The sequence below is a fragment of the Kitasatospora sp. NPDC048715 genome, assembly GCF_043198905.1.
Lineage (GTDB): Bacteria > Actinomycetota > Actinomycetes > Streptomycetales > Streptomycetaceae > Kitasatospora > Kitasatospora lactacystinica.
In genome coordinates this window covers 130,092-152,132 of sequence record NZ_JBICVH010000016.1, presented here as the reverse complement: position 1 = coordinate 152,132, position 22,041 = coordinate 130,092, and the positions used below count along the sequence as shown (strand labels likewise).

The following is a 22,041-nucleotide window of genomic DNA, read 5'->3' as shown; positions in this document are numbered from 1 at the left end:
GGCAGCACGGGCTCACCGGGTTCGTCGGCTCCGCGACGGCCCGGCAGGGCCCAGCCCCGTCGGGTCAGGGACCGGTCGGACGCATCCGAACGATCCGAACCGGACCGGCTGGTTCCGCTCACGATCGCCTCCGTCCGCGCCCACCGGGCGCGACCGCGGCCTCGACCACACCGACGCCGACCGGCACCGGCTCCTCCGAGCCGCCGCGGCGCTCACGGCCGGGGGCCGAGCCGGGGGCGCGGTGCTTGAGCGCGGCGCGCAGGTGCGAGCGGCCGCGGTGGATGCGGCTGCGGACGGTGCCGAGCTTGACGCCCAGCGTGGCGGCGATCTCCTCGTAGGACAGGCCCTCGATGTCGCAGAGCACCACGGCGGCCCGGAACTCCGGCGCGAGGGTGTCCAGCGCCTGCTGGACGTCGGCGTCGAAGTGGGTGTCGCTGAAGTGCTGGGCCGGGCTGGGCTCGCGGGAGGCGAGCCGCTCGGCCGCGTCCTCGCCGAGCGCGTCGAAGCGGATGCGCTGGCGGCGGCGGACCATGTCCAGGAAGAGGTTGGTGGTGATCCGGTGCAGCCAGCCCTCGAACGTGCCGGGGGTGTAGGTCGACAGCGAACGGAACACCCGGACGAAGACCTCCTGGGTGAGGTCCTCGGCGTCGTGCTGGTTGCCCGTCAGACGGTAGGCGAGCCGGTAGACGCGGGCGCTGTGCGCCTCGACGATCTCCTCCCAGGTGGGCGGAGTCCAGGTCTGCGCGTCGGGACCTTCGGTGAAGGTCGCGAGGGCGGGGGCCTCGGTGGCACCGTCGGTCGGCGTGGCGGCCGCGGGCTGGTCCAGGTCGGAGTGCGCAGGCTGGTTCATCACGGGCTTCGGCGTACGGGCCGACGCGGTGCCGCGGGAGTGCCGCCGCACAGGGACGTCGCCCTCGGCCACACCTCCTCGGTCGGCTCTTCTGCCCAGCAGGGCCACCACCATATCCACCTCACCCGTCAAGCCCGGATAAAAGTGCCCGGGAGGCCTTCCGCACCCGGTCCGTCCTGACAACGGCCCGCCGCCGTACGCGGTTCCCGGTCGGCCAGTAATCTGTGCCAGGAAATATCGACATCCCTCGGCACCGGGCTGCCGCCCGGCGCTCCGAAAGAGGCAGCCATCAGCGAATTCGGGCCCGCACGTGCGGCCCTCGCCGACACCTTCGTGAGCGAGGACGCGGTGCTGACCTACGCCCGGGCCCAGTCCGCGCGGACCGGGATAAAGGCGATCGGGCCGAGCGGCGGGGCGTGCCTGCGGCTGCTGGCCGCCGCGCTGGACGCCAAGGCGGTCGCCGAGATCGGCACCGGCACCGGGGTATCGGGGGTCTACCTGCTGCGCGGGATGCGGCCGGACGGCGTGCTCACCACGGTGGACTCCGAACCGGTGCGCCAGCAGCTGGCCCGCGAGGCGTACCAGGCGGCCGGGTTCGCGGCCAACCGCTCCCGGTTCATACCGGGCCGGGCCCTGGAGGTGCTGCCCCGGCTCGCCGACGGCCAGTACGACCTGGTGTTCTGCGACGGCGACCCGGTCGAGTCCTGCGAGTACCTGCTGGAGGCGCTGCGGCTGCTGCGGCCGGGCGGGATGGTCTGCTTCGAGGGGGTCTTCCAGGAGGGCAGGCTGGCCGAACCGGAGCTCCAGGACCCGCAGACCGGCGCCGTCCGGGACCTGGTCCGGGACGTGCGGGAGAGCGAGGCCCTGCTGCCGGCCCTGCTGCCGGTGTCGGACGGGCTGCTCTGCGCCATCAAGCGCTGAGCCCGGCGCCATCGAGCGCCGAGCCCGGCGCCCCGCGGGGACCGGGCCCGGAAAACGTGCGGACCCGGGCCGACATGACGTCGTACCCGGGCCCGGCAGCACATCTCCAGGAGATGGCGAGCACCTGCTGCGGTCAGCCGCAGGCCTTCTTCAGGGCCTCGCCGAGGGCGTCGGCCTCGTCAGGCGTGAGCTCCACCACAAGGCGTCCGCCGCCTTCGAGCGGAACGCGCATGATGATGCCCCGCCCCTCTTTGGTGACTTCGAGCGGGCCGTCACCCGTCCGCGGCTTCATGGCCGCCATGCTCGTTCCCCTTCCTGCAACCGCTCAGCTACGCACCGGCAGTCCGTCCACCGCCGGTATCGAACGCATTGATCGGAAGCCATTATCCCGCATGCCACGGGCTGATGACCAACATCACTCTCGGTGCAACCACGGCCGGACCGCCCCCAACCGCCGCAAACCGCGTCATAAGCCCCGGCGTGGCGGCGGCACGGACAGCACCGGAAGGTGCGATACCTCACACTCCCCAGGCCCCCGTGTGCTCCGGCATCCTGACACACACGACCGACACCGCCTCGACCCCGGGAGCCCTCACCCATGTCCGATTCCGTGCTGTACGAGCTGGACGGCGGCCTGGCCGTCCTCACCATCAACCGCCCGGAGGCGATGAACGCGCTCGACGTCGCCACCAAGATCGCGCTGCGCGACGCCGTGACCGCCGCGGCCGCGGACCCGGCGGTGCGGGCCGTCCTGCTGACCGGGGCGGGCGAGCGGGCCTTCTGCGTCGGCCAGGACCTGAACGAGCACCTGACCCTGCTGAAGCGGGCCGAGGAGACCGGCGAGGGCGCGCTGCGGACCGTCGCCGAGCACTACAACCCGCTGGTGCGGGCGCTGGCCGGAATGCGCAAGCCGACCGTCGCCGCGGTCGGCGGGGTGGCGGCCGGAGCCGGCGCCTCGCTCGCCTTCGCCTGCGACTTCCGCTTCCTGTCCGACCGGGCCGGCTTCAACACCGCCTTCGCCGGGATCGGGCTGACCGCCGACTCGGGCGCCTCCTGGACGCTGCCCCGGCTGGTCGGGCACGCCAGGGCCACCGAGCTGCTGATGCTTCCCCGGACGGTCAAGGCCGCCGAGGCGATGGAGCTGGGCCTGGCCACCAAGGTGGTGCCGGCCGAGGAACTCGCCGCCACCGCCCGGGCCTTCGCCCGCGAGCTGGCCGAGGGCCCGACCGTCGCCTACGGCGCCATCAAGGAGTCGCTGGCGTACGGCGCCTCCCACTCGCTGGACGAACTCCTCGACAAGGAGGACGAGTTGCAGACGCTGGCGGGCGAGAGCGAGGACCACCGGATCGCGGTGCGCGCCTTCATCGCCAAGGAGAAGCCGAAGTACCTGGGCCGCTGAGGCGCGCGGGGGCCGACCACCCGGCCCCGCGCCGGCGGTCAGCCCTTGGCGCCGGTGCGGACGTGGCAGTCCGCCAGGTGGTCGTCGACCAGCCCGCAGGCCTGCATCAGGGCGTAGGCGGTGGTCGGGCCGACGAAGCGGAAGCCCTCCTTCTTCAGCGCCTTCGCCAGCGCCGTCGACTCCGGCGTGACGGCCGGCACCTCGCTCAGCGTGCGGGGGGCCGGCCGGTCCGGCTCGGCGGCGAACCGCCAGATCAGCGCGTCCAGGCCGCCCTCCAGATCGCGGGCGACCCGCGCGTTGGCGATCGCCGCCTCGATCTTGGCCCGGTTGCGGATGATGCCGGCGTCGGCGAGCAGGCGCTCCTTGTCCGCCTCGCCGAACTCGGCGACCTCGGCGATCTCGAAGCCCGCGAACGCGGCCCGGAAGCCCTCGCGGCGGCGCAGGATGGTCAGCCAGGACAGGCCGGACTGGAAGGCCTCCAGGCAGACCCGCTCGAACAGCGCGTCGTCGCCGTGCACCGGTCGGCCCCACTCGGTGTCGTGGTAGACCCGGTAGTCGTCGGTGGAATCGCCCCAGGCGCAGCGGCGCAGCCCGTCCGCACCGAGCACCGCGCCCTCGACCTCACCACTCATGCGCACCCGTTCACTTGTCGGCCCCCGGCTTCGCGTCCTCGGGGGTCTGCTCCCCGGCCGGCTGCTTGGCGAGCACCACGGCCGGCTCGACCACCTGGGCGAACTGCTCCAGGCCGGGCAGCGGCTCGGCCGCCGGGTCGGGGGCGGTGGTCGCCTCGACCGCGCCGCGCAGGTGGGCGGCGGCCTCCAGCTCGGCGATCCGCGCGTCGCGGTAGGCGAGTTCGGCGCCGAGGCGGTCCAGGACGTCGTCCACCTCGTCCATCCGGTAGCCGCGCAGCGCCATCGGCAGGCGCAGCTCGTCCACGTCCGCCTTGCCCAGCGGGCGGTCCTGCGGCAGTCGCGCGGAGATGCGGTCCGGTACCGCCTCCGGCATCGACCCACCCCCACCCAGCGCCACCAGGGCGGCACCACCGACCACCACGGCCATGGCGACCACGATCACCCAGAACACGAGCTGTCCTCCCGAACTCCCGGCCGGTCCGCTATGTGGTGGCAGGTAACCACACTGATCATGACAGCATGGTCCCTTAGTGAGGCCGGGGGCCATCATCGCACCCGCAGGAGCTGTGGAGGAGACATCGGTGGCACTGCGCCTGGGACCGCGGGAATTCGGTGACGACGAGCTGGTGATCATGGCGATCGTCAACCGGACGCCGGACTCGTTCTTCGACAAGGGCGCGACCTTCGCCGACCAGGCCGCCTTCGCCGCCGCGGACCGGGCGATGGCCGAGGGCGCGGCGATCCTGGACATCGGCGGGGTGAAGGCCGGGCCGGGAGACGAGGTCACGGTCGAGGAGGAACTGCGGCGCACCGTGCCCTTCGTGGCCGAGCTGCGCAAGCGCCACCCCGAGGCGGTCATCAGCGTGGACACCTGGCGGCACGAGGTCGGCGAGGCGGTCTGCGAGGTGGGCGCGGACCTGCTGAACGACGCCTGGGGCGGGGTGGACCCGGAGCTCGCCGAGGTGGCCGCCCGGTACGACGCCGGGCTGGTCTGCACCCACGCCGGCGGCGCCGAACCCCGCACCCGGCCGCACCGGGTCGGGTACGAGGACGTGATGGCGGACATCCTGCGGGTGACCGTGGGACTGGCCGAGCGCGCGGTGGAGCTCGGCGTGCGGCGGGACGCGGTGGTCATCGACCCGGGGCACGACTTCGGCAAGAACACCCGGCACTCGCTGGAGGCCACCCGGCGGCTGCCGGAGATGACCGCGACCGGCTTCCCGGTGCTGGTCTCGCTCTCCAACAAGGACTTCGTCGGCGAGACCCTGGACAAGCCGGTGAACGAGCGGCTGCTCGGCACCCTCGCCACCACCGCGGTCTCGGCCTGGCTGGGCGCGCGGATCTACCGGGTGCACCAGGTCGCGGAGACCCGCCAGGTGCTGGACATGGTCGCCTCGATCCGGGGCACCCGCGCCCCGGCGGTCGCCCGCCGGGGGCTGGCCTAGACCCGGGGCCTGCCCGCTGGTCCGGCCGACGGGGCGGGGCGGCCGGGCGGCGGGGCTAGATCTCGCCGGCGGGCCGGCGGGCGTCGGCGAGGATCTTCATGACCTCGTCGATCTCGTCGGTGATGTGGAACAGCTCCAGGTCGTGCGGGGCCGCCTTGCCCTGCGCGACCAGGGTGTTCTTCAGCCACTCGTAGAGGCCGCCCCAGTAGGCGCTGCCGTAGAGGATCACCGGGAAGCGGGTGACCTTCTTCGTCTGCACCAGGGTGAGCGCCTCGAACAGCTCGTCCAGCGTGCCGAGGCCGCCGGGCAGGACCACGAAGCCCTGGGCGTACTTCACGAACATCGTCTTGCGGACGAAGAAGTAGCGGAAGTTCAGACCGAGGTCGACGAACTCGTTGAGGCCCTGCTCGAAGGGCAGCTCGATGCCGAGCCCGACGCTGAGGCCGCCGGCCTCGGAGGCGCCGCGGTTGGCGGCCTCCATCGCGCCCGGGCCGCCGCCGGTGATCACCGCGTAGCCGGCCTCGACGAGGGCCCGTCCGATCTCCACGCCCGCCTGGTACTCGGGCGAGTCGACCGGGGTCCGGGCGGAGCCGAAGACGCTGATCGCGGGCGGGAGTTCGGCGAGGGCGCCGAAGCCCTCGACGAACTCGGAGGTGATCCGCAGGACCCGCCACGGGTCGGTGTGCAGCCAGTCGGTGGGGCCGGTGGTGTCCAGCAGGCGCTGGTCCGTGGTGCTCGTGCCGACCTGGTCCCGGCGCACCAGCACCGGGCCCTTCTGCTTCTCGGGCCAGGCCTTCTTCTTCCGCGGCACCCCGACCTGCTCGGGACCGTGACCGTAGTGCTTCTCGTCTCCTGTGCCTGTCATGACGAAACCCTACGCCGATCTTCCCCCGTTTTCAGGCAACGGGGGAAGGTCGGTTGAGCAACCGGAAGGTGGCGTTCGGCCGCTGATCGTACGAGCTGAGCCGCGCGCGGCTCAGCTGGTCAGCCAGGCGCGCAGCCGCTCCTCGACCTCGGCGATGGCGCTCAGCGAGCAGTGCTCCTCGCGCTTGTGCGCCAGGTTCGGGTCCCCGGGGCCGTAGTTGACGGCCGGGACGCCGAGCGCGCTGAAGCGGGCGACGTCGGTCCAGCCGAACTTGGCCCGGGCCTGGCCGCCGGTGGCCGCCAGGAAGGCCTGGGCGGCCGGCTGGGCGAGTCCGGGCAGGGCGCCAGCGGCGAAGTCGGTGACGGTGAGCTCGAAGCCGTCGAAGACCTCGCGCACGTGCTTCTCCGCGTCGGCCTCGCTGCGGTCCGGCGCGTAGCGGAAGTTGACCGTGACGACGCACTCGTCCGGGATCACGTTGCCGGCCACGCCGCCGTCGATCCGGACCGCGTTCAGGCCCTCGCGGTACTCCAGGCCGTCGATCTCCACCCGGCGCGGCCGGTAGTCCGCGAGCCGGGTGAGCACCTCGGCGGCGTGGTGGATGGCGTTGTCGCCGAGCCAGCTGCGGGCCGCGTGGGCGCGCACGCCGGTGAGCCGCACCTGCGCCCGCAGGGTGCCCTGGCAGCCGCCCTCGACCATGCCGCCGCTGGGCTCCATCAGCACCGCGAAGTCGCCGGCCAGCCACTGCGGGTGGTCCTCGGCGAGGTGGCCCAGGCCGTTGCGGTGGGCCTCCACCTCCTCGCAGTCGTAGAAGACGAAGGTGAGGTCGCGGTTGGGCTCGGCGAGCGTGGCGGCCAGACGCAGCTGGACGGCCACGCCGGACTTCATGTCCGAGGTGCCGCAGCCGTAGAGCAGGTCGCCCTCGACGTACGAGGGGAGGTTGTCGGCGATCGGCACGGTGTCCAGGTGGCCGGCCAGGACGACGCGCTCGGCCCGGCCCAGGTTCGTCCGGGCGACCACGTTGTTGCCGTGGCGGTCCACGGTGAGGTGCGGGTAGCCGCGCAGCGCGGCCTCCACGGCGTCGGCGAGCGCCTGCTCGTCGCCGCTCACCGAGGGGAAGTCGACGAGGCGGGCGGTCAGCGCGCCGCCGTCGAGAGTGAGGTCCAGGGGCGTCGGGTTCGGGCTGCTCATGGGCGCCAGCCTAGTCCGCGGCCCGGTGCGGGCCGGTGCGGCCGCCCGGTGACACGGAGCGGCCCCCGCCGTCCCCGGGGGCGGCGCCCTGACGGCGAGTGGGCGGCGAGTGGGCGGGCAACGGCAACCGGGAGGCGCCGCACATCCGTCCGAGTGGGTACGGTGTCGGATCAAGGAGCAGGCGCGAGAGGGGCGACGGTGGCCAGGAGAAGGAGCAGCGAGGAGCTGGGCGACGAAGAGGAGCCCACTCGCCGCCGCGGGCCGCTGCGCGCCCTGCTGATGGTGATCGTCGGGCTGCTCGGCCTGGCCCTGGTCGCCGGTCTGGCCGTGGTCGGGATCTGGTGGTTCGGCTTCAAGCCGGGCGCGTCCGAGGAGTGCACGGTGAAGACCGCGGCGGGCAGCGGCACGCTGGAGCTGCCGCAGGCCGCCAACGCCGCGACGATCGCCGCGGTGGCGCGCTCGCGCGGGCTGCCGGACCGGGCCACCACGATCTCGCTGGCGACCGCCATGCAGGAGTCCAAGCTGCGCAACCTGGCGGGCGGCGACCGGGACTCGATCGGCCTCTTCCAGCAGCGGCCGTCGATGGGCTGGGGCACCCCGGCGCAGATCTCGGACCCGGTGTACGCGACCAACAAGTTCCTGGACGGCCTGGTCAAGGTCCCCGGCTACACCCGGATGCCGCTGACCGACGCCGCGCAGACGGTGCAGAAGAGCGGCTACCCGCAGGCCTACGCCAAGCACGAGACCAAGGCGACCCTGCTCACCTCGGCGCTGGCCGGCCGGGAGCCCGCCTCGTTCTCCTGCGTGGTGCACGACTACGCCAAGCCGGATCCGGCGGACTCCGCCTCCGCCTCCCCGGGCGCGACCCCGGGCGCCACCGCGACCCCGGCCGCGGCGCCGGACCGGGCCCAGGTGCTGTCCGACCGGGTGCGCCGGGAGTTCGGCCGCACGGTGACGCCGGCGACCGGCTACACCTCGACCATCAAGGGCGCCGAGAACGCCGTCTCGCTGACCCCGGACCCGGCCACCGCCGCGCTGACCTCCTCCTCGGACGCGGGGGCGGACGGCGGAGCGGTCGCCGAGCGGGCGAGCGGCTGGGAGGTCGCCCACTGGGCGGTCGCCCAGGCCCAGCAGCTGGGCATCGCGACGGTCGCCTACGACGGGAAGATCTGGCGCAAGTCCAAGTCCGAGGACGGCTGGCAGAGCCAGACCTCGGGCACCTCGACCAAGCTCGTCCAGGTCACTCTGGCCCCGGCCGACAAGGGCTGACGCACTGGTGTTCGGGTTGCCGCCGGTCGGGTGATTCCGGTCAACCCCGGTGGACCGACCCCCCGTTCCGGCGAACCGGGATGGAGAACCGTCACTGCCCTTGGCCGGGGCCGGTTCGGCGACGTCCGACCGGGCCCGGCGGGCACCCCTGTCGTGGTCGTACGATCCGATGATCGGCCAGGAAGCTTCCTTGCACCGGCCGAAACCTTCTGGCTTCTCAAGCGGTAACAACGTCGTCCGCCCGATCGGCCACACCCGGCCCCCGGGGCGGACGGGACGGACCCAGACCCCTTCGAGGAGCCCCATGTCTCACCCCCTCACGCGCCGGATCGCCCAGGCCGCGCTCGTCGTGGCCGCCGGAGCGACCCCGCTGCTCGCCGCCGGCTCCGCGTCCGCCCTGGGCGGAGACGCCCTGCTGCCCAAGAGCGACCTCGCGGCACCGCTGGGCCAGCTGACCAACACCGACACCGGCTCCACCCTCCAGCACACCACCCACCAGCTCGGCCAGGCCGCCGGCACCACCGGTGCGGCCACCGTCGCCGCGGGCGTACCGGCCTCCGCCGACGCCGCCGGCAACATCGTCGCCCAGCAGCTGCCCGAGGCCAACGAGAAGGCCGGCTCGCTGACCGCCCCGGTCGACCAGACCGCCGCGACGGCCGGCCAGCTCTCCTCGGTCACCCCGAAGGTCACCTCGGCCCTGGCCGGCAAGCTCGGCGAGGCCGTCACCGGCAAGAGCACGGCCACCCGCAGCGCCACCGCCGGCACCGGCCCGCTCGACGGGCTCACCTCGGGCCCGGTCACCCAGACCCTGCCGGCCGCCGGGACCCTCACCGGCGCCGTCCCCGGCGGCACCGCCGTCGCCGACGCCCTGCCCGTCGGCGCGGTGCAGCGCGCGCTGCCGCTCGGCTCCGTCGAGCAGGCCCTGCCGGCCGACCTGCCCGCCACCGACGTGCTCGGCCTGGCCGAGCACGGGTCGGCCAACCGCCTCGGCGGTGCCGACCTCGGCTCGAACAGCCCGCTGTCCGGCCTGACCGGCGCGCTCGGCCCGCTCGGCGGCCTGCTGGGCAGCCTCAACGGCGGCGGCCTCAACGGCCTGCCGCTGTAACCCCCGCCTCCGCGGAGAACCCCGAAGGGGGCCGGTGTCCGTGACACCGGCCCCCTTCGCCGTACAGTCGTCCGGGTGCGGTCAGCGCGCCGCGCCCAGCCGCTCCACGGCCGCGGCGACCCGCTCGTCGGTCGCCGTGAACGCGACCCGCACGAAGCGGTCGCCGGCCGGCCCGTAGAAGTCGCCGGGCGCCACCAGGATGCCCAGCCCGGCCAGTTCGGCCACCGTCTCCCAGCACGGGCGGTCCTGGGTCGCCCACAGGTAGAGGCTCGCCTCGGAGTGCTCGATCCGGAAGCCGTACGCCTCCAGCGCCGCCCGCAGGGCCGAGCGCCGGGCCGCGTACCGCTCGCGCTGCTCGGCCACGTGCGCGTCGTCCGCGAGCGCGGCGACCGTCGCCGCCTGGACCGGCGCCGGCACGATCATGCCGCCGTGCTTGCGCACCTCCAGCAGCTCCTTGACCACCACCGGGTCGCCCGCCACGAAGGAGGCGCGGTAGCCGGCCAGGTTGGAGCGCTTGGAGAGCGAGTGCACGGCCAGCAGGCCCTCGTGGCCGTCGCCGCAGACGTCCGGGTGCAGGACCGAGACCGGGTCGGCCTCCCAGCCCAGCTCCAGGTAGCACTCGTCGCTGACCAGCAGGGCCCGGTGCTCCCGGGCCCACTCGACGGCGCGGCGCAGCTCGTCCGCGCCCAGCACCCGGCCGGTCGGGTTGGACGGCGAGTTCACCCAGAGCAGGCGCACCCGGGAGCCGTCCAGCTCGTCCACCGAGTCGTACTCGACCGGCTCGGCGCCGCACAGCCGGGCGCCCACCTCGTAGGTCGGGTAGGCCAGGCGCGGGTAGGCGACCTGGTCGCCGGGGCCGAGGCCGAGCTGGGTCGGCAGCCAGGCCACCAGCTCCTTGGAGCCGACGGTCGGCAGCACGGCCTGCGGGCCGATCCGCGCGCCGAGCCGGCGGTGCAGCCAGCCGGCGATCGCCTCGCGCAGCTCCGACGGCCCCCAGACGGTCGGGTAGCCGGGGGTGTCGGTGTGCGCGGCCAGCGCCTTCTGGACGACCTCGGGGACCGGGTCCACCGGGGTGCCGACGGAGAAGTCGCAGAGCCCGCCCGGGTGGGCCAGGGCGGTCGCCTTGTACGGTTCCAGCTTGTCCCAGGGAAAGACCGGGAGCTTGTCCGAAACGCGACGCGCCGCCCCCGGGTGGCCCGGGAACGGCGCGCGCGTGCTGTTGGTGCTCACAGCTGTTCTGCCACCGATCGTCAGTGGTCGGCGTTCTGCGGCGGCAGAGCGGCGATGAACGGGTGGTCACGCTCGATCAGGCCGAGCTTCGAGGCGCCACCGGGCGAACCCAGGTCGTCGAAGAACTCGACGTTCGCCTTGTAGTAGTCCTTCCACTCCTCCGGAGTGTCGTCCTCGTAGAAGATCGCCTCGACCGGGCAGACCGGCTCGCACGCGCCACAGTCGACACACTCATCCGGGTGGATGTAGAGCGATCGCTCGCCCTCGTAGATGCAGTCAACCGGGCACTCTTCGATGCACGCCTTGTCCTTCACGTCGACACAAGGCTGCGCGATGACGTAGGTCACGCTGTCGTTCCTCCTCGGAAGGGCCTGGTGGCCCGTTCTGTTCTGCTGCCGTGCGCGGTGAGCGCGGCGTCGTCGATGCCCGCCCCTAGTATCGCGGGTCGGAGACCGCAAATGCACAGGAGGTGGCCAGATGGCGACGGTCAACCCGGTCGGCGACCGTCCGGAGGTCCGGATAGATCGCTCTGACGTGGGACGACGCGTGTCGGTCCGACGCCTCGCGGAGTTCGTGGACGACCGGCCGGTGTTCCGGGATTCGATCGGCGTGCTCACATCGTGGGACGATCATGGGCTGACGATCGCCCCGCGTTCCGGCGATCCGGTGCACTTGCCGGAGAAGCTGCTGGTCGCGGGCAAGGTCGTGCCGCCGTTTCCGGTTCGGCGGGCCCCGTTGCCGGTCACCGCGCCGGTCGAACTGCAGCGGATCGCGGGCCGCGGCTGGCCGGCCGTCGAGCAGGAGCCGCTCGGCGAGTGGACGCTGCGCGCCGCCGCCGGGTTCACCCGGCGGGCCAACTCCGTCCAGGCGCTCGGGGACCCGGGGCTGCCGCTGCCTCAGGCGCTGGCGGCCGTCCGCGCCTGGTACGCGGCGCGCGGGCTGCCCGCGTACGTCGAGGTGATCTCCCCCGGCTCGCCGACCGCGCTGGTCGCCGAACTCGACCGGCTCGGCGCCGGGTACGCGCCCACCCTGGTCCGCACCGCCCCGCTGGCCGGGCTCGCCCGGGTCGGCACCGGGCACGAGCGGGTCCGGCTGGCGCGGACCGCGGACGACCGGTGGCTGTCGGTGTACCGGCGGGTGAGCGGCGACCCGGCCGTCGAGGAGGCCGCCCGGCAGGTGCTGCACGGCGGGCCCTCCGTCTGGTTCGCCACCGTGCCGGGCGCCCCCGGGCAACCCCCGCTGGCGATCGGACGCTGCGTCGTCGAAGGGGACTGGGCCTGCTTCGGAGCGATCGAGGTCCAGCCGTACGCCCGGCGGGCCGGGCTGGCGACGGCGGTCATGGCGGTGCTCGCCTCGCGCGCGGCCGAGGAGGGGGCGAGGGGCGGGTACCTCCAGGTCGAGGCGGAGAACGCGGGGGCGATCGCGCTCTATGACGGACTCGGCTTCACGACCAGTCACACTTACCACTACGCCCTTCTTCCCCAGGGGTAGCCGCCGGGCCGTACCGTCCGACCGATCACCCGCCTGTCCGCCCGACCGTCCGTCCGCCGCCTTGTCCGTCCGCCGTACGAAAGCCGTCGCCGTCACCGTGACCGAGCAGAGCAGAGACCGCTTCCGGACCGCCGCCCGCGCCGAGCAGCCCGACCCGGTGCTGCTGTGCCTGCTCGCCGCCGCCGAGCACGGCATGGTGCCCGACCCCGGCGACCCCGGCGAGCCGCCCGGCGTGGACGCACTGCTCGCCGCCTGCGAGGCCGCGCTGGAGCGGCACGCGGCGGCCGTCCGGCAGGCCGTCGCCGAGCGGGCGCCCACCGGGCCGGAGGAGACGGCCGCCCTGCTCGCCGCGGTGCTCGGCGGACGGGAGCGCTTCCACGGACGGCAGTCGGACTACCGGCGCCTGGAGTCCTCGCTGCTGCCCGAGGTGCTGCGGCGGCGGCGCGGACTGCCGATCACGCTCTCGCTGGTGTGGACGGCGGTCGGGCGGCGCGCCGGGCTGACCGTCCACGGCATCGCGCTGCCCGGCCACTTCATCGTCGCGGTGGGCGGCCCGGCGGGCGGCGATGACTACGTCCTGGCCGACCCGTTCCACGGCGGGCGGCTGCTCGACCCGGAGGACGTCGAACGGCTGGTCGCCGCCGCCGGGCAGGAGTTCACCCCCGCCCTGCTCACCCCGGCCCAGCCGCTGGAGATCGTGCTGCGGGTGCTCGGCAACATCCGGGTCTGGGCCGCCGACCGCCCCGAGCACGCCCGCACCCAGCTGTGGGCCACCGAACTCTCCCTGCTGCTGCCCCGGCACCCGGCCCAGCTGCGCCTGGAACGGGCCGAACTCCTCGTCCGCACCGGGGACTTCCTCGGCGGATCGGCGGAGATGGACGCCTACGCGCAGATCCTGGACACCTTCGACCCGGACACCGCCGCCAAGGTCCGCCAGGAGGCCCGGGCGGCCCGGCACCGGCTCAACTGACCCGCCCGCCTACAGCCAGCCCTTCTCGCGGGCGATCCGCACCGCCTCGGTACGGTTGCGGGCCCCGGTCTTCTGGATCGCCATCGACAGGTAGTTGCGCACCGTCCCCTCGGACAGGTGCAGCCGCCGGGCGATGTCCGCGTTCACCGCGCCGTCGGCGGCCGCGCCCAGCACGTCCCGCTCGCGCGGGGTCAGCGGGTCGGCGCCCTCCGCCAGCGCGGCGGCGGCCAGCACCGGATCGATCACCCGCTCGCCGCGCAGCACCCGGCGGATCGCCTCCGCCAGCTCGGCGGCCGGCGCGTCCTTCACCAGGAAGGCGTCCGCGCCCGACTCCATCGCCCGGCGCAGGTAGCCGGGCCGGCCGAAGGTCGTCGCGATGACCACCTTCGTCCCGGGCGCCCGGCCGCGCAGCTCGGCGGCCGCCTCGATGCCCGTCATCCCCGGCATCTCGATGTCCAGCACGGCGACCTGCACGTCGTTCGCGAGCACCGCCGCCACCACCTCGTCCCCGCGGCCGACCTGCGCGACGACGTCGATGTCCCCCTCCAGCCCGAGCAGCGCGGCCAGCGCCTCCCGGACCATCCCCTGGTCCTCGGCGAGGAGGACTCTTACACATTGTACGGGCGTCTCTGACGCATCGTCGTCCATATGACCAGCCTAGACAGCACGAAGCCCCGCCCTGATCGGTCCGGGCGGGGCGAGGTGCGGTCTTACTCGGGGCAGGTCGGCGAGCACGCCCACACGGCGTACCCGGGGCCGCTCGCGACTTCCTGGTGGCTCACCAGAGCCGGGTTCGCGGCTTCCCTCTTGCACCGGGTGCAGAAGATCGGGCCCATGCGCGGCCAGTCTTCACCAAGGGCGTTCGTGTGGTTGTTCGGGTGGAACGGGTCGAGCTTGCAGGGGGAAGCCTGAGCGCGGCGGAGGGCGCCGCAAGTCGGCCTCATGGTGGTTGCCGGGGTCATCACGCCACCGCCCCGGCGAGAGTGTGCGCGCCCGGGTAGGCGTACCCGGTGTCCGGCCGGTTCTTGGCCGCCGCACGCAGCGCTTCGCGTCGTTCGCGCTGACACTGCCTCTCGTTGTAGTCGCGCTGCATTTCGTCCAGCTCGGCGAGCCATGCGCCGTGGTCGATGTGCGGGCGGATCAGCGGCCCCATGTACAGGCGTTCCGGCTCCGGGGTCGGTCCGTACGGGGCAGGGGTCGACGACTCGGGAGCGGGGGCCGACACGGGGACCACCCGGGTCTGCGTGGCGCGGTGTTGCCCGTGAGCCGGCAGGCAGAGAACCAGGGCGCGGCGTATGAACCAAACGATAAGATGACGCATGTCGGACAGCTCCTCGAAAGCTGGTCGGCTTCACCCTCGGCGGCCGGTCCTAAGCGGCTTCCGGGGGTCTTTCGTTGGCGACGATAACCAACCTGTCCATACCTGTCCATGGGCAACCATGGCTATGCCTGGCTGACCGCTGCGGTTACGGTCGGGGAGTGTTCGAGTTCAGCCCCGCCCGCTCAAAGTGGGAACAGATTGCCGAGATCGTGACGGAGAGGATCGCAACCGGCGAACTCGGCCCGGACGACAAGCTGTCCGAGGTCGAGTTGACCGAGGAATTCGGCGTTGACCGCAAAACGGTCCGCAAGGCAGTTGCCGCCCTTCGGGCTGGTCGCCTGGTGGTCACCCGTACCGGCATGGGCAGCTTCGTGACGCACCCGAGCGAGCGCGGCGAGCGGTAGGCCCCGTTCACGGGCTGCTCACCATGAACGGGGCCGGGCAGGCGTCAGATAGCCGCTCTAAGGATGCCTGTAGTCCCTGGTTCAGCGTTCCGTATCGGCCTTGCGATGCCGCCCACTCCCCTTACGGAGCAACGCAACGGGAGTGTCGTCCTGTGGCGGCGCGAACCCCTCGCCGCGCCGGACGATCATCGGGTAGGCGTCGGCGTAGGTGGCGGCGACCCCGACGGGTTGCCACGTGATGCCGTCCCACTCCACCACGGCGCGAGGGGTGTCCTCGAACAGCCCACCGTGCCGGATGGTCGGGTCAAGTGCCAGCGCATCCCTTGTTCCCGGCGGCCGGGTGCCATCAGCACGTGCTGCGTACCAGTCGGACACGGTTTCGTCGTCGGGTTCGAGCACGGCTGATCCTCTCGCGCGGCGGCACTTCGAGGTTATCGGCCAACGTCGTCCGGCGGGATGGTGCCGGGCCAACCGAACAGGCCGAGAATCGGACGGTTCCGCAGCGCATCGGCGTACGCGGTCGAGTCGTCGAACTCCCGGAAGCGGGTGATCGGGTCGTCCGCCGCGTGCAGCATGGCAAGGGCGCAGCAGAGGCAGAAGTCCTTGCCGGTGTCCAGGTCCCGCAGGTTCGCGTAGTGCTGGCAGCCTGACCACTGGCACCGCCTGCGGTGCTTTCCACCGTTCGTCCCCGCCATGCTCCGATGGTCCGCCGATCTACTTGGGTTCCTGGCCGAGCACCGAGAGCCGCTGTGCCGAGCGGAGCCGGAGAGCGACTGCGTCGGTCGGCAGCTCGGCCAACCCTCCACCGAACAGTGCCACGAGTTCGCCGGCCAGCTTGGTGAAGTCCTGCCCGCCGAGGTTCGGCGGGAGGGCATCCCGGAGTCCCTCGCTGTCCTCGCACAGCTCCCAGAGCTTGCGCAACGCCCAGTGCTTCGTAAGGAGTTGCACGCCGAACGTGATGTGCAGGCTGTGTTCCTCGGTGCTCCGCCCCGCATGCACCCACCCGCGGGGAATGAACAGCACTTGCCCGGCCGTCAGCTCGAACTCGTAGTCAGGGTCCGAGTTCTCGAACCGGTCCTTGTCCTCGGGGCCGAACCCGATCTTCGACCAGTTGTGGTGCTCCAGCGGGTTGACGAAGGTCGGCCGGAAGAGGCGCCACAACTTCGCGCCCTCAGCCTGCGCGATGAAGACGTGGTGACAGTCCCAGTGCCACCCGAAGCCCTGGGCCTTCCCGCCGGGGGTGAGGTAGAAGTTCCCCGTCACGGGGTGGCCGAGCAGGGACGACAGTTCCTTGCAGAACTGCATGATGGGCGGGTACGACCGGTGGAGTCCGTTGAGGACCAGGGTGTCCGTCGGGTGGTCGGCGGACGGACGTTCGGCGGTCAACACCCCGTTGCGGACCATGCCGAACCCGCCCGGACGGATATCCGGGTCGGTCAGGATCTCGCGGGCCGCCTGCCTGGTGGCGAGCTGTTGCAGGTCGGCTTCATCGCGGTCGAACACCGCGGGCACCGCGGGCCACGCGGTGCGGAAGGTGTCCGGGTCGGTGACCAGCCTTGAGAGTGCGGTCTGCACGATGGCGCTCCCTTCTCGTAGGGTGGGGAGGGGCGACCGCCCCAATTCAGGTGGGGCGGTCGCCTGTTGATCACTTTCTGGTGCGTCAGGCGCCGATCAGGTGGTCGTACTGACCGGCGGCGAAGGCGTCGCGCAGCTTGCGCAGCTCACCGGGGGTACCGGTGATCACGGCGCCGTCGTTGTTGATGTTGGCGAGCGCGACCAGGCCGTTACCGGCGGCGGCGATCGCGAAGCACTCCACCTTGTCGTCCAGGTGGGAGTACGACGCCACCGACCACTCCAGGCCGGGGTACGACGCCGGGTTGAACTCCACGGACTTGTTCATGTGCATTCCTCCTCTTGTCGGCGGGCACGGCGGCACCGTGCCCATAGGTGGTGCTGCCGCTGCGCCACGGGGGCGTAGCGGGGCAGTGCCCCGCTCCAGGTACGGGGGTTGGCTGTACCCGGAGCAGGAGTTGGGCCCCGTCCTGGCGGGTTTGATTCCCGACTCCGCCAGGACGGGAGTTCATGGGGCTACAGCTAGGTGCGCTCGGCGTAGCGGGTCTTGCGAACCGGCGTCGGCTTGCTGGGGCAGCAGCACGGGCTCGCCAGGACGGCCGGCCCGGCGCCAACCACGACGGCCAGGGCGCCGGTCACGATGCTTACGCGCTGCACCCCAATTCCCCCGATCAGTGGCGGCCGTTGCGTGGATCACCAGTACAGAGCCGCCGTTCACGCTTGGACAGAGCAGAGATGACGCATCCGTGTGGCATCCATGTCTCAGAATCTCTGCATCGGGTGCTTTGACCTGCTAGAACGGATAGTCAGAGACCGGGAGGCGGCATGGCAGAGCGACGCAGGGCCTTTATTGAAAGGCGAAAGGCTCTCGGGTTCACTCAGGAATCCCTGGCCCAGAATTTGGGTGTCGACCGTTCCACAGTGGCAAGATGGGAAAGTGGAAACGTGGACCCCCAGGATTGGCAGCGCCCCAACCTGGCTAAGATTCTACGGGTCACCCTGATCGAGCTTGGCTCCCTCCTGCATGGCGCAGGAAATCTGGAGACTTCACAAGCCACCAACGTGCCCGTCGTCGCACTGGACTATGACGATGAGATCGAATCATTGGAGCTTGCGCGCAGAGTTTCGGCCAGTGACGTCGGAAAAGAGACGCTTGAACGTCTTGAGCTGACATTTCATGACCTTGCGATCAAATATCCGACTGTCGCCCCTCAGGAGCTGCTGGGGCAAGTGCGTAAATATGCGGCATACGTGACCAGTCTCATGGACGCCAAAAAGACCCTTGCCGAACACCGGAAGCTGCTAGTGATAGGCAGCTGGTTTTCCCTGCTTGGCGCCACTCTGCATATTGATCTCAATCAGCAGGACGCTGCAACAGCGAGACTGCGAACAGCGATGACTCTAGCGCAACACGCCGATCACCCAGAAATTCAAGCATGGTGCTTTGAAACAGACGCTTGGCGGGTCCTGACCGACGGTCATTATTCCCGGGCTGCGGAACTCAGTGCAACGGCACAACAATTGGCTCCTGCTGGAAGTTCGATTGAGATTCAAGCCCTTGCGCAGCAAGGTCGAGCGTTCGCGCGACTGGGACACTCATCCGAAACCTACTTCGCAATAGACCGGGTGCAATCCCTTTCCTCGGCAATCGGCACACCGAGTCAGCCGGAACACCACTTCCAGTACGATCCGGCAAAAGCCATTGCATACGCAGCCACAACCCTTGCATGGCTTGGAGATCCGGCAGCGGAGACCTACGCAAGAGAAGTGATTTCGCGGCTTGCTCCATCGGACGACTTGACCAAGTGGCCACGTCGCGTCGCGTCGGCAAACATTGATCTCGCCCTCTCTCTAGTAGCTACTGACCGGCTCGACGAGGCATGCCATTCGGCACAGCGCGCCATGCTCTCCGGCCGAGTTGCGCCATCGAACCACTGGCGGGCACTGGAAGTGGTTAAGGCCGTGGAAGTTCGAAAGATTTCCGACGCACGAGACCTGCGGGAAGTATATGAAGAAATGCGCCTCCAGATAGATCCTTCAGTCAGCTAACTGACGACAAAATAAAAGGGCCCCGTCCTGACTTCCACCAAGAGAAGACAGGACGGGGCCGATGCGTTCCGCCAATACGGTCTAATGCGCCATGCGAATTTTATCCCTCCCTGCCGGTCGAGGTCGGGAGCGAAGGGAGGCGCCCGCCTGGGGGTACCCCACGCAAACACCGGAAGCTGCGATGGAGGCGAGCGCGCTCCCTGTGGGACGACACGGCCGTACCCGCGCTCTGTTGCAGTGCCTCGTTGCTGCTCTGCCTCGCGCTGGCGCCGCGGACAGCGGCCACCACGGGCGGTCAGCTCGGGACACCGCAGGACGGAGCACGGGGCGGGGTCTTCGCGGCATGGGGACTTCCGTTCGAACCAACGATGTAGCCGCCGTGAGCTAAAGTCCCTGTGGACATGCGACGCGGGGAGGAGTGCGGATGGTCGGCATCAAAGAAGTCGCAGCAATGAGCGACAGGGAGTACTTCGAATATCTGACAGCAACTCCTGCCATCGAAAGGCCAGCGCATGTGCTGGGAATCGGTCGACTCGTCAGAGCGGATCACCACTCGAAAGAGAGATTTAGATTCACCAGGGCAAGACTCTGGCTCACTGGCGCAAGTCTGCAAACCGCCATTAATGAGCAGTGGAATTATAAATTCTTTGTGGAGCAATTCCTTGCCGCACTCGCAGAGCTTGCCCTAGGTCTACTGACTCTTGCGGCGGAAGGAATAATGCCCCTGCTGTCCAAGTTGCTTAGCGGCTTCGATGAGGATGAACCACTCCTCTGGAAGCCCGTTCCCATCGATAAGTCTCCACAAAATGTACCCCGAGGACCCAACTCCGCCTTCCCCGTGCGCACTTACCGGGGCGGGCGTCGTGGCAGCGCGTTGGGGAACGTCGTAGTGACTGCCTAGGTGACCCGCCGACCGCTTCCGGTCGGAAGGCTTGTCGTGTCTCAAGAGCTAGAGGGCGAGCAGCGCCCGCAGGTCACGTCTCAGAACCCCGAGGGCGAGCAGCATCCACAGTTCGAACTCCGATTCGGTGGACTGCACTTGACCATCCAACGCATCCCTGGGTGGCTGATCACCCTGCTTGTAGCAGGCGGCACCACCCTTGAGGAGTGGCTCCGACGGCGGTGACTTCCCCGGCTGTCCTCGCCCTGTGATGGTTGTCTGCGCCGCGAGCACCGCGCCCTCCTGCGAAGGCAATCGGCGCCGCTCCACTATCTGGCCATCCAGACAGTAGAGCGGCGCCGATCTCATGCTGTGTAGTAGCAGAACGCGCAGACACCCCGAAGGTGAGCGGGCGCGTCCGGGAACTGCGTCCCGTTCGCGATCAACTGTTCCCGGGTGTGTGGGAAGTGCTGAACCAGTTCGGCCCGTTCCTCACCGCACACCCGGCACAGCGGGTTCATATTCAGGAACGCTCTACGGATAGTTGGCCAGTCCCGGCTCCCGGTGGTCTTGTGCGCCGTTCTCGGGATCTCTGGACGGGCTACCGCTCGGCGTCTCATCTGGCGGCGCCTGGAGGGATGACCGGCGGGTCGATCAGTTCCCCGTTTGGGTCGCGGGGCGTCAGGTCGATAGCCAGCAGCCGGCCCGGGTGGTGGGGGTCGCGCATGTGCTGGACTCCGCGCAGCATCGGAGCCCCACCGCTGACCGGTGGTAGTCCTGTCTGTGAGTCCGACCAGACGGGCCGCCCCTGCGCATCCCGAGGGAAGTAGGGGTAGGTACCGTCCGGGCCGGGGTCGAGTGCGTCAACGGCCATTCAGTCCGCCGCTTCGATGTAGGCATCCCGCTTGGCGTCCAACTCTTCGCTGTAGGCCTCGCCGACGGTCTCGGCGGCCTGGTCGACCGCATTGGCTATGTCCTCGATGATGCGCACGTCGTACCGGCGAGGCTCGGGGACAGTCCGCACGATGCCGAGGTGCGACTGGGCATTCTGCGCGGCAATCAGGATCTTCTCGCGCTTGTACCGTTCGGCGCGGTGCGCCACGTACGCCTGAAACCACGGCTCGGCGGACAGGAGCTCAAGGAACTCGGCGTGCAGCGTCTTGCCCTGCTCGGACCGTTCGTCGGCCTGCTCCATCCACGTCTTGACGAACGCGCGGTCGTACTCGGCAGCGCGCTCGGCGCGACGGGCCTGCTCGGCGCCCTGCGCGGCCGCCAGGGCGGCCTCGGCCTCCGCGAGCGGGGCGGCGAACTTGTCGGCCTGGGCGCGGAGCTTGGCCACCTTGTCGGCGGCTCGGGTCACATCGTTGCTCATTCTCAGACCTCGCGATCGGTAGGGGCGGAAACGTTGCGGCCGAGCTGTACCGCGGCGGCCTTCGCGGTTTCGTAGTGGCCGAGCGAAATTCGGGTGACGGGAGGCATCTGGTCGTACCGCTCGGGGCGGTTGCGCTTCATCTCGGCCAGTTGCTCCATGGCAGCGCTGTACTGGAATGCGTCGGCGTGAGAACGGAGCCTCCTGGTCTCGTGATCCTCGTACGTGTAGCGGGAACTGCTCGGGTTGGTCATGGCTCTACCTCCGGTGGGCCGCCTGTCGGCGGGCATGAAAAAGCCCCTGCCTGGATTCCGGGAGGGGTTGGGCTCCTGCGGTCGTCGCGCTACGCGGCATCGGCCTTGCGAACCCAGTAGGCGGCCTGCTGGCACGCGTCGCAGCAGTAGAGGCGGCGGCGTCCATTCGTACGGTTGACGACCCGGTTGGGGCACCCCTCGCGCCGGCACGGCCCGCCGTCCCGAGTCGGTGCCAGCAGGCGCGCGGCTTCCGCGGCCTGGCGGTGCGCTTCGCCGGCTGCCGCCGCCTCACCGGACAGGGCCCGCAGGGTGGTCTCCTCGGCGCTGCGGATCAGTTCCAGCGCGCGAGCGTGGTCGGTGTTCATCTCAAAGCCTCCATGGCTGTCGGTCGGCCGGGCACGGAGCCCTGCTTCTCGGAGTAGGTGGAGGGCGAGGGTTTCCCGCCCCCGGGATAGGAAGAGGGGGACGAGTTCCCCTACTGCGTTGGGAGTGCAAGGATTTCCCCTCCCACTGTCATGAGAGTGGGGCGATCTCCCGATGCCTCTATTGCGTTGGGATCGCAAGGAATTCCTAGGGATTGCTTCCCTCGCCCTCACTCTGCTGGGGAGGCCAGAGGTGCCCCGGCGCGTCGCTGCCCGCTCTGAGGGTCCGCCTGCCGGTCGACCGCCTCACAGCAGGGTGACGAGGTGACGTTTGAGGGGTCTGTTCTGGTTTCTCTTAGACACCTGCACACAGAGAAGAACCTGAAACAGACCCCTCAAACGTCACCTCGTCACCCACGACGGCTCGCCTGCTGCTCGGAAGGGCGAGGCCAGGGCCGACCGGCG

Annotated in this window: 28 protein-coding genes; 10 read left to right on the top strand and 18 right to left on the bottom strand. The window is 70.7% G+C overall.

The features are described from left to right. Window positions 1-118: 118 nt before the first annotated feature. Window positions 119-850 (bottom strand): RNA polymerase sigma factor SigE, encoded by a 732-nt coding sequence (sigE, locus tag ACGFSC_RS28260; RefSeq protein WP_380350193.1) that lies wholly within the window; start codon window positions 848-850, stop codon window positions 119-121. A gap of 258 nt (window positions 851-1,108) precedes the next feature. Here sigE and ACGFSC_RS28255 point away from each other — a divergent pair, with 258 nt between their 5' ends. Next, a complete protein-coding gene (locus ACGFSC_RS28255; protein WP_359903646.1) occupies window positions 1,109-1,771 on the top strand; it encodes a class I SAM-dependent methyltransferase in 663 nt (220 codons plus the stop codon). 133 nt (window positions 1,772-1,904) lie between these two features. On the opposite strand, the gene ACGFSC_RS28250 is transcribed toward ACGFSC_RS28255, so the two are convergent. Continuing rightward, window positions 1,905-2,072 carry a DUF3117 domain-containing protein gene (locus ACGFSC_RS28250; RefSeq protein ID WP_014137929.1) on the bottom strand — a complete coding sequence of 56 codons (168 nt, stop codon included), beginning with the start codon at window positions 2,070-2,072 and terminating at the stop codon, window positions 1,905-1,907. Window positions 2,073-2,369: 297 nt separating this feature from the next. On the opposite strand from ACGFSC_RS28250, the gene ACGFSC_RS28245 reads away from it, so the two are divergent. After that, window positions 2,370-3,170 carry an enoyl-CoA hydratase-related protein gene (locus tag ACGFSC_RS28245; protein WP_359903545.1) on the top strand — a complete coding sequence of 267 codons (801 nt, stop codon included), beginning with the start codon at window positions 2,370-2,372 and terminating at the stop codon, window positions 3,168-3,170. Between the two features lie 38 nt (window positions 3,171-3,208). Here ACGFSC_RS28245 and ACGFSC_RS28240 read toward each other — a convergent pair whose 3' ends face one another. Beyond that, window positions 3,209-3,802 carry a DNA-3-methyladenine glycosylase I gene (locus ACGFSC_RS28240; RefSeq protein ID WP_359903548.1) on the bottom strand — a complete coding sequence of 198 codons (594 nt, stop codon included), beginning with the start codon at window positions 3,800-3,802 and terminating at the stop codon, window positions 3,209-3,211. Between the two features lie 10 nt (window positions 3,803-3,812). After that, a complete protein-coding gene (locus tag ACGFSC_RS28235; RefSeq protein ID WP_359903551.1) occupies window positions 3,813-4,253 on the bottom strand; it encodes a DivIVA domain-containing protein in 441 nt (146 codons plus the stop codon). 181 nt (window positions 4,254-4,434) lie between these two features. On the opposite strand from ACGFSC_RS28235, the gene folP reads away from it, so the two are divergent. Next, window positions 4,435-5,247, top strand: coding sequence for a dihydropteroate synthase (folP, locus tag ACGFSC_RS28230; protein WP_359903648.1), 813 nt, complete (start codon window positions 4,435-4,437; stop codon window positions 5,245-5,247). Window positions 5,248-5,302: 55 nt separating this feature from the next. Here folP and ACGFSC_RS28225 read toward each other — a convergent pair whose 3' ends face one another. Together ACGFSC_RS28225 and dapE are read right to left on the bottom strand one after the other, a co-directional pair. After that, window positions 5,303-6,112: a TIGR00730 family Rossman fold protein gene (locus ACGFSC_RS28225; RefSeq protein ID WP_359903553.1), complete on the bottom strand. Its 810-nt coding sequence runs from the start codon at window positions 6,110-6,112 to the stop codon at window positions 5,303-5,305. A gap of 111 nt (window positions 6,113-6,223) precedes the next feature. Further along, a complete protein-coding gene (dapE, locus tag ACGFSC_RS28220) occupies window positions 6,224-7,300 on the bottom strand; it encodes a succinyl-diaminopimelate desuccinylase (protein WP_359903555.1) in 1,077 nt (358 codons plus the stop codon). Between the two features lie 198 nt (window positions 7,301-7,498). Here dapE and ACGFSC_RS28215 point away from each other — a divergent pair, with 198 nt between their 5' ends. After that, window positions 7,499-8,569 (top strand): hypothetical protein, encoded by a 1,071-nt coding sequence (locus ACGFSC_RS28215; RefSeq protein ID WP_359903558.1) that lies wholly within the window; start codon window positions 7,499-7,501, stop codon window positions 8,567-8,569. Between the two features lie 304 nt (window positions 8,570-8,873). Further along, window positions 8,874-9,674, top strand: a complete 801-nt coding sequence (locus tag ACGFSC_RS28210) for a hypothetical protein (RefSeq protein ID WP_359903560.1) — start codon at window positions 8,874-8,876, stop codon at window positions 9,672-9,674. Between the two features lie 81 nt (window positions 9,675-9,755). On the opposite strand, the gene dapC is transcribed toward ACGFSC_RS28210, so the two are convergent. Together dapC and fdxA are read right to left on the bottom strand one after the other, a co-directional pair. After that, entirely contained in the window at window positions 9,756-10,904 is a 1,149-nt protein-coding gene (gene dapC, locus ACGFSC_RS28205) for a succinyldiaminopimelate transaminase (protein ID WP_359903563.1), read from the bottom strand. 20 nt (window positions 10,905-10,924) lie between these two features. After that, window positions 10,925-11,251, bottom strand: a complete 327-nt coding sequence (gene fdxA, locus ACGFSC_RS28200) for a ferredoxin (RefSeq protein ID WP_030061559.1) — start codon at window positions 11,249-11,251, stop codon at window positions 10,925-10,927. Between the two features lie 199 nt (window positions 11,252-11,450). Between fdxA and ACGFSC_RS28195 the strand changes: the two genes are divergently transcribed. Both ACGFSC_RS28195 and ACGFSC_RS28190 read left to right on the top strand, forming a co-directional pair. Beyond that, entirely contained in the window at window positions 11,451-12,395 is a 945-nt protein-coding gene (locus ACGFSC_RS28195) for a GNAT family N-acetyltransferase (protein ID WP_359903566.1), read from the top strand. 61 nt (window positions 12,396-12,456) lie between these two features. Further along, window positions 12,457-13,365 (top strand): transglutaminase family protein, encoded by a 909-nt coding sequence (locus tag ACGFSC_RS28190; RefSeq protein ID WP_392864092.1) that lies wholly within the window; start codon window positions 12,457-12,459, stop codon window positions 13,363-13,365. A gap of 9 nt (window positions 13,366-13,374) precedes the next feature. Here the strand turns inward: ACGFSC_RS28190 and ACGFSC_RS28185 are convergent, their stop codons facing one another. Both ACGFSC_RS28185 and ACGFSC_RS28180 read right to left on the bottom strand, forming a co-directional pair. After that, window positions 13,375-14,013, bottom strand: a complete 639-nt coding sequence (locus ACGFSC_RS28185; protein WP_359903571.1) for a response regulator transcription factor — start codon at window positions 14,011-14,013, stop codon at window positions 13,375-13,377. Window positions 14,014-14,326: 313 nt separating this feature from the next. After that, window positions 14,327-14,590 carry a hypothetical protein gene (locus ACGFSC_RS28180; RefSeq protein ID WP_359903573.1) on the bottom strand — a complete coding sequence of 88 codons (264 nt, stop codon included), beginning with the start codon at window positions 14,588-14,590 and terminating at the stop codon, window positions 14,327-14,329. Between the two features lie 254 nt (window positions 14,591-14,844). Here ACGFSC_RS28180 and ACGFSC_RS28175 point away from each other — a divergent pair, with 254 nt between their 5' ends. After that, window positions 14,845-15,090, top strand: coding sequence for a winged helix-turn-helix domain-containing protein (locus ACGFSC_RS28175; protein WP_359903576.1), 246 nt, complete (start codon window positions 14,845-14,847; stop codon window positions 15,088-15,090). A gap of 81 nt (window positions 15,091-15,171) precedes the next feature. On the opposite strand, the gene ACGFSC_RS28170 is transcribed toward ACGFSC_RS28175, so the two are convergent. From ACGFSC_RS28170 to ACGFSC_RS28150, 5 genes are all read right to left on the bottom strand, one after another. After that, complete coding sequence (locus ACGFSC_RS28170) at window positions 15,172-15,489, bottom strand: DUF6087 family protein (RefSeq protein WP_359903579.1); 318 nt, start codon at window positions 15,487-15,489, stop codon at window positions 15,172-15,174. Between the two features lie 32 nt (window positions 15,490-15,521). Further along, window positions 15,522-15,785: a hypothetical protein gene (locus ACGFSC_RS28165; RefSeq protein ID WP_359903582.1), complete on the bottom strand. Its 264-nt coding sequence runs from the start codon at window positions 15,783-15,785 to the stop codon at window positions 15,522-15,524. A 19-nt stretch (window positions 15,786-15,804) separates the two neighbouring features. Next, window positions 15,805-16,665, bottom strand: a complete 861-nt coding sequence (locus ACGFSC_RS28160) for a JmjC domain-containing protein (protein WP_359903585.1) — start codon at window positions 16,663-16,665, stop codon at window positions 15,805-15,807. 85 nt (window positions 16,666-16,750) lie between these two features. Next, the gene (locus ACGFSC_RS28155; RefSeq protein ID WP_359903587.1) at window positions 16,751-16,990 is read right to left on the bottom strand and encodes a hypothetical protein; all 240 of its coding nucleotides are present in this window, start codon (window positions 16,988-16,990) and stop codon (window positions 16,751-16,753) included. A 194-nt stretch (window positions 16,991-17,184) separates the two neighbouring features. Continuing rightward, a complete protein-coding gene (locus tag ACGFSC_RS28150) occupies window positions 17,185-17,319 on the bottom strand; it encodes a hypothetical protein (RefSeq protein WP_359903590.1) in 135 nt (44 codons plus the stop codon). A 168-nt stretch (window positions 17,320-17,487) separates the two neighbouring features. Between ACGFSC_RS28150 and ACGFSC_RS28145 the strand changes: the two genes are divergently transcribed. Both ACGFSC_RS28145 and ACGFSC_RS28140 read left to right on the top strand, forming a co-directional pair. Further along, the gene (locus ACGFSC_RS28145) at window positions 17,488-18,711 is read left to right on the top strand and encodes a helix-turn-helix transcriptional regulator (protein WP_359903593.1); all 1,224 of its coding nucleotides are present in this window, start codon (window positions 17,488-17,490) and stop codon (window positions 18,709-18,711) included. A gap of 424 nt (window positions 18,712-19,135) precedes the next feature. Continuing rightward, on the top strand, window positions 19,136-19,612 hold the full coding sequence (locus ACGFSC_RS28140; RefSeq protein WP_359903596.1) for a hypothetical protein: 477 nt from the start codon (window positions 19,136-19,138) through the stop codon (window positions 19,610-19,612). Window positions 19,613-20,465: 853 nt separating this feature from the next. On the opposite strand, the gene ACGFSC_RS28135 is transcribed toward ACGFSC_RS28140, so the two are convergent. The 3 genes from ACGFSC_RS28135 to ACGFSC_RS28125 form a co-directional block, all read right to left on the bottom strand. Further along, window positions 20,466-20,963: a hypothetical protein gene (locus tag ACGFSC_RS28135; protein WP_359903599.1), complete on the bottom strand. Its 498-nt coding sequence runs from the start codon at window positions 20,961-20,963 to the stop codon at window positions 20,466-20,468. 2 nt (window positions 20,964-20,965) lie between these two features. Further along, window positions 20,966-21,214 (bottom strand): hypothetical protein, encoded by a 249-nt coding sequence (locus ACGFSC_RS28130; RefSeq protein WP_359903602.1) that lies wholly within the window; start codon window positions 21,212-21,214, stop codon window positions 20,966-20,968. 89 nt (window positions 21,215-21,303) lie between these two features. Then, complete coding sequence (locus ACGFSC_RS28125; protein ID WP_359903605.1) at window positions 21,304-21,579, bottom strand: hypothetical protein; 276 nt, start codon at window positions 21,577-21,579, stop codon at window positions 21,304-21,306. Between the last annotated feature and the right edge of the window lie 462 nt (window positions 21,580-22,041).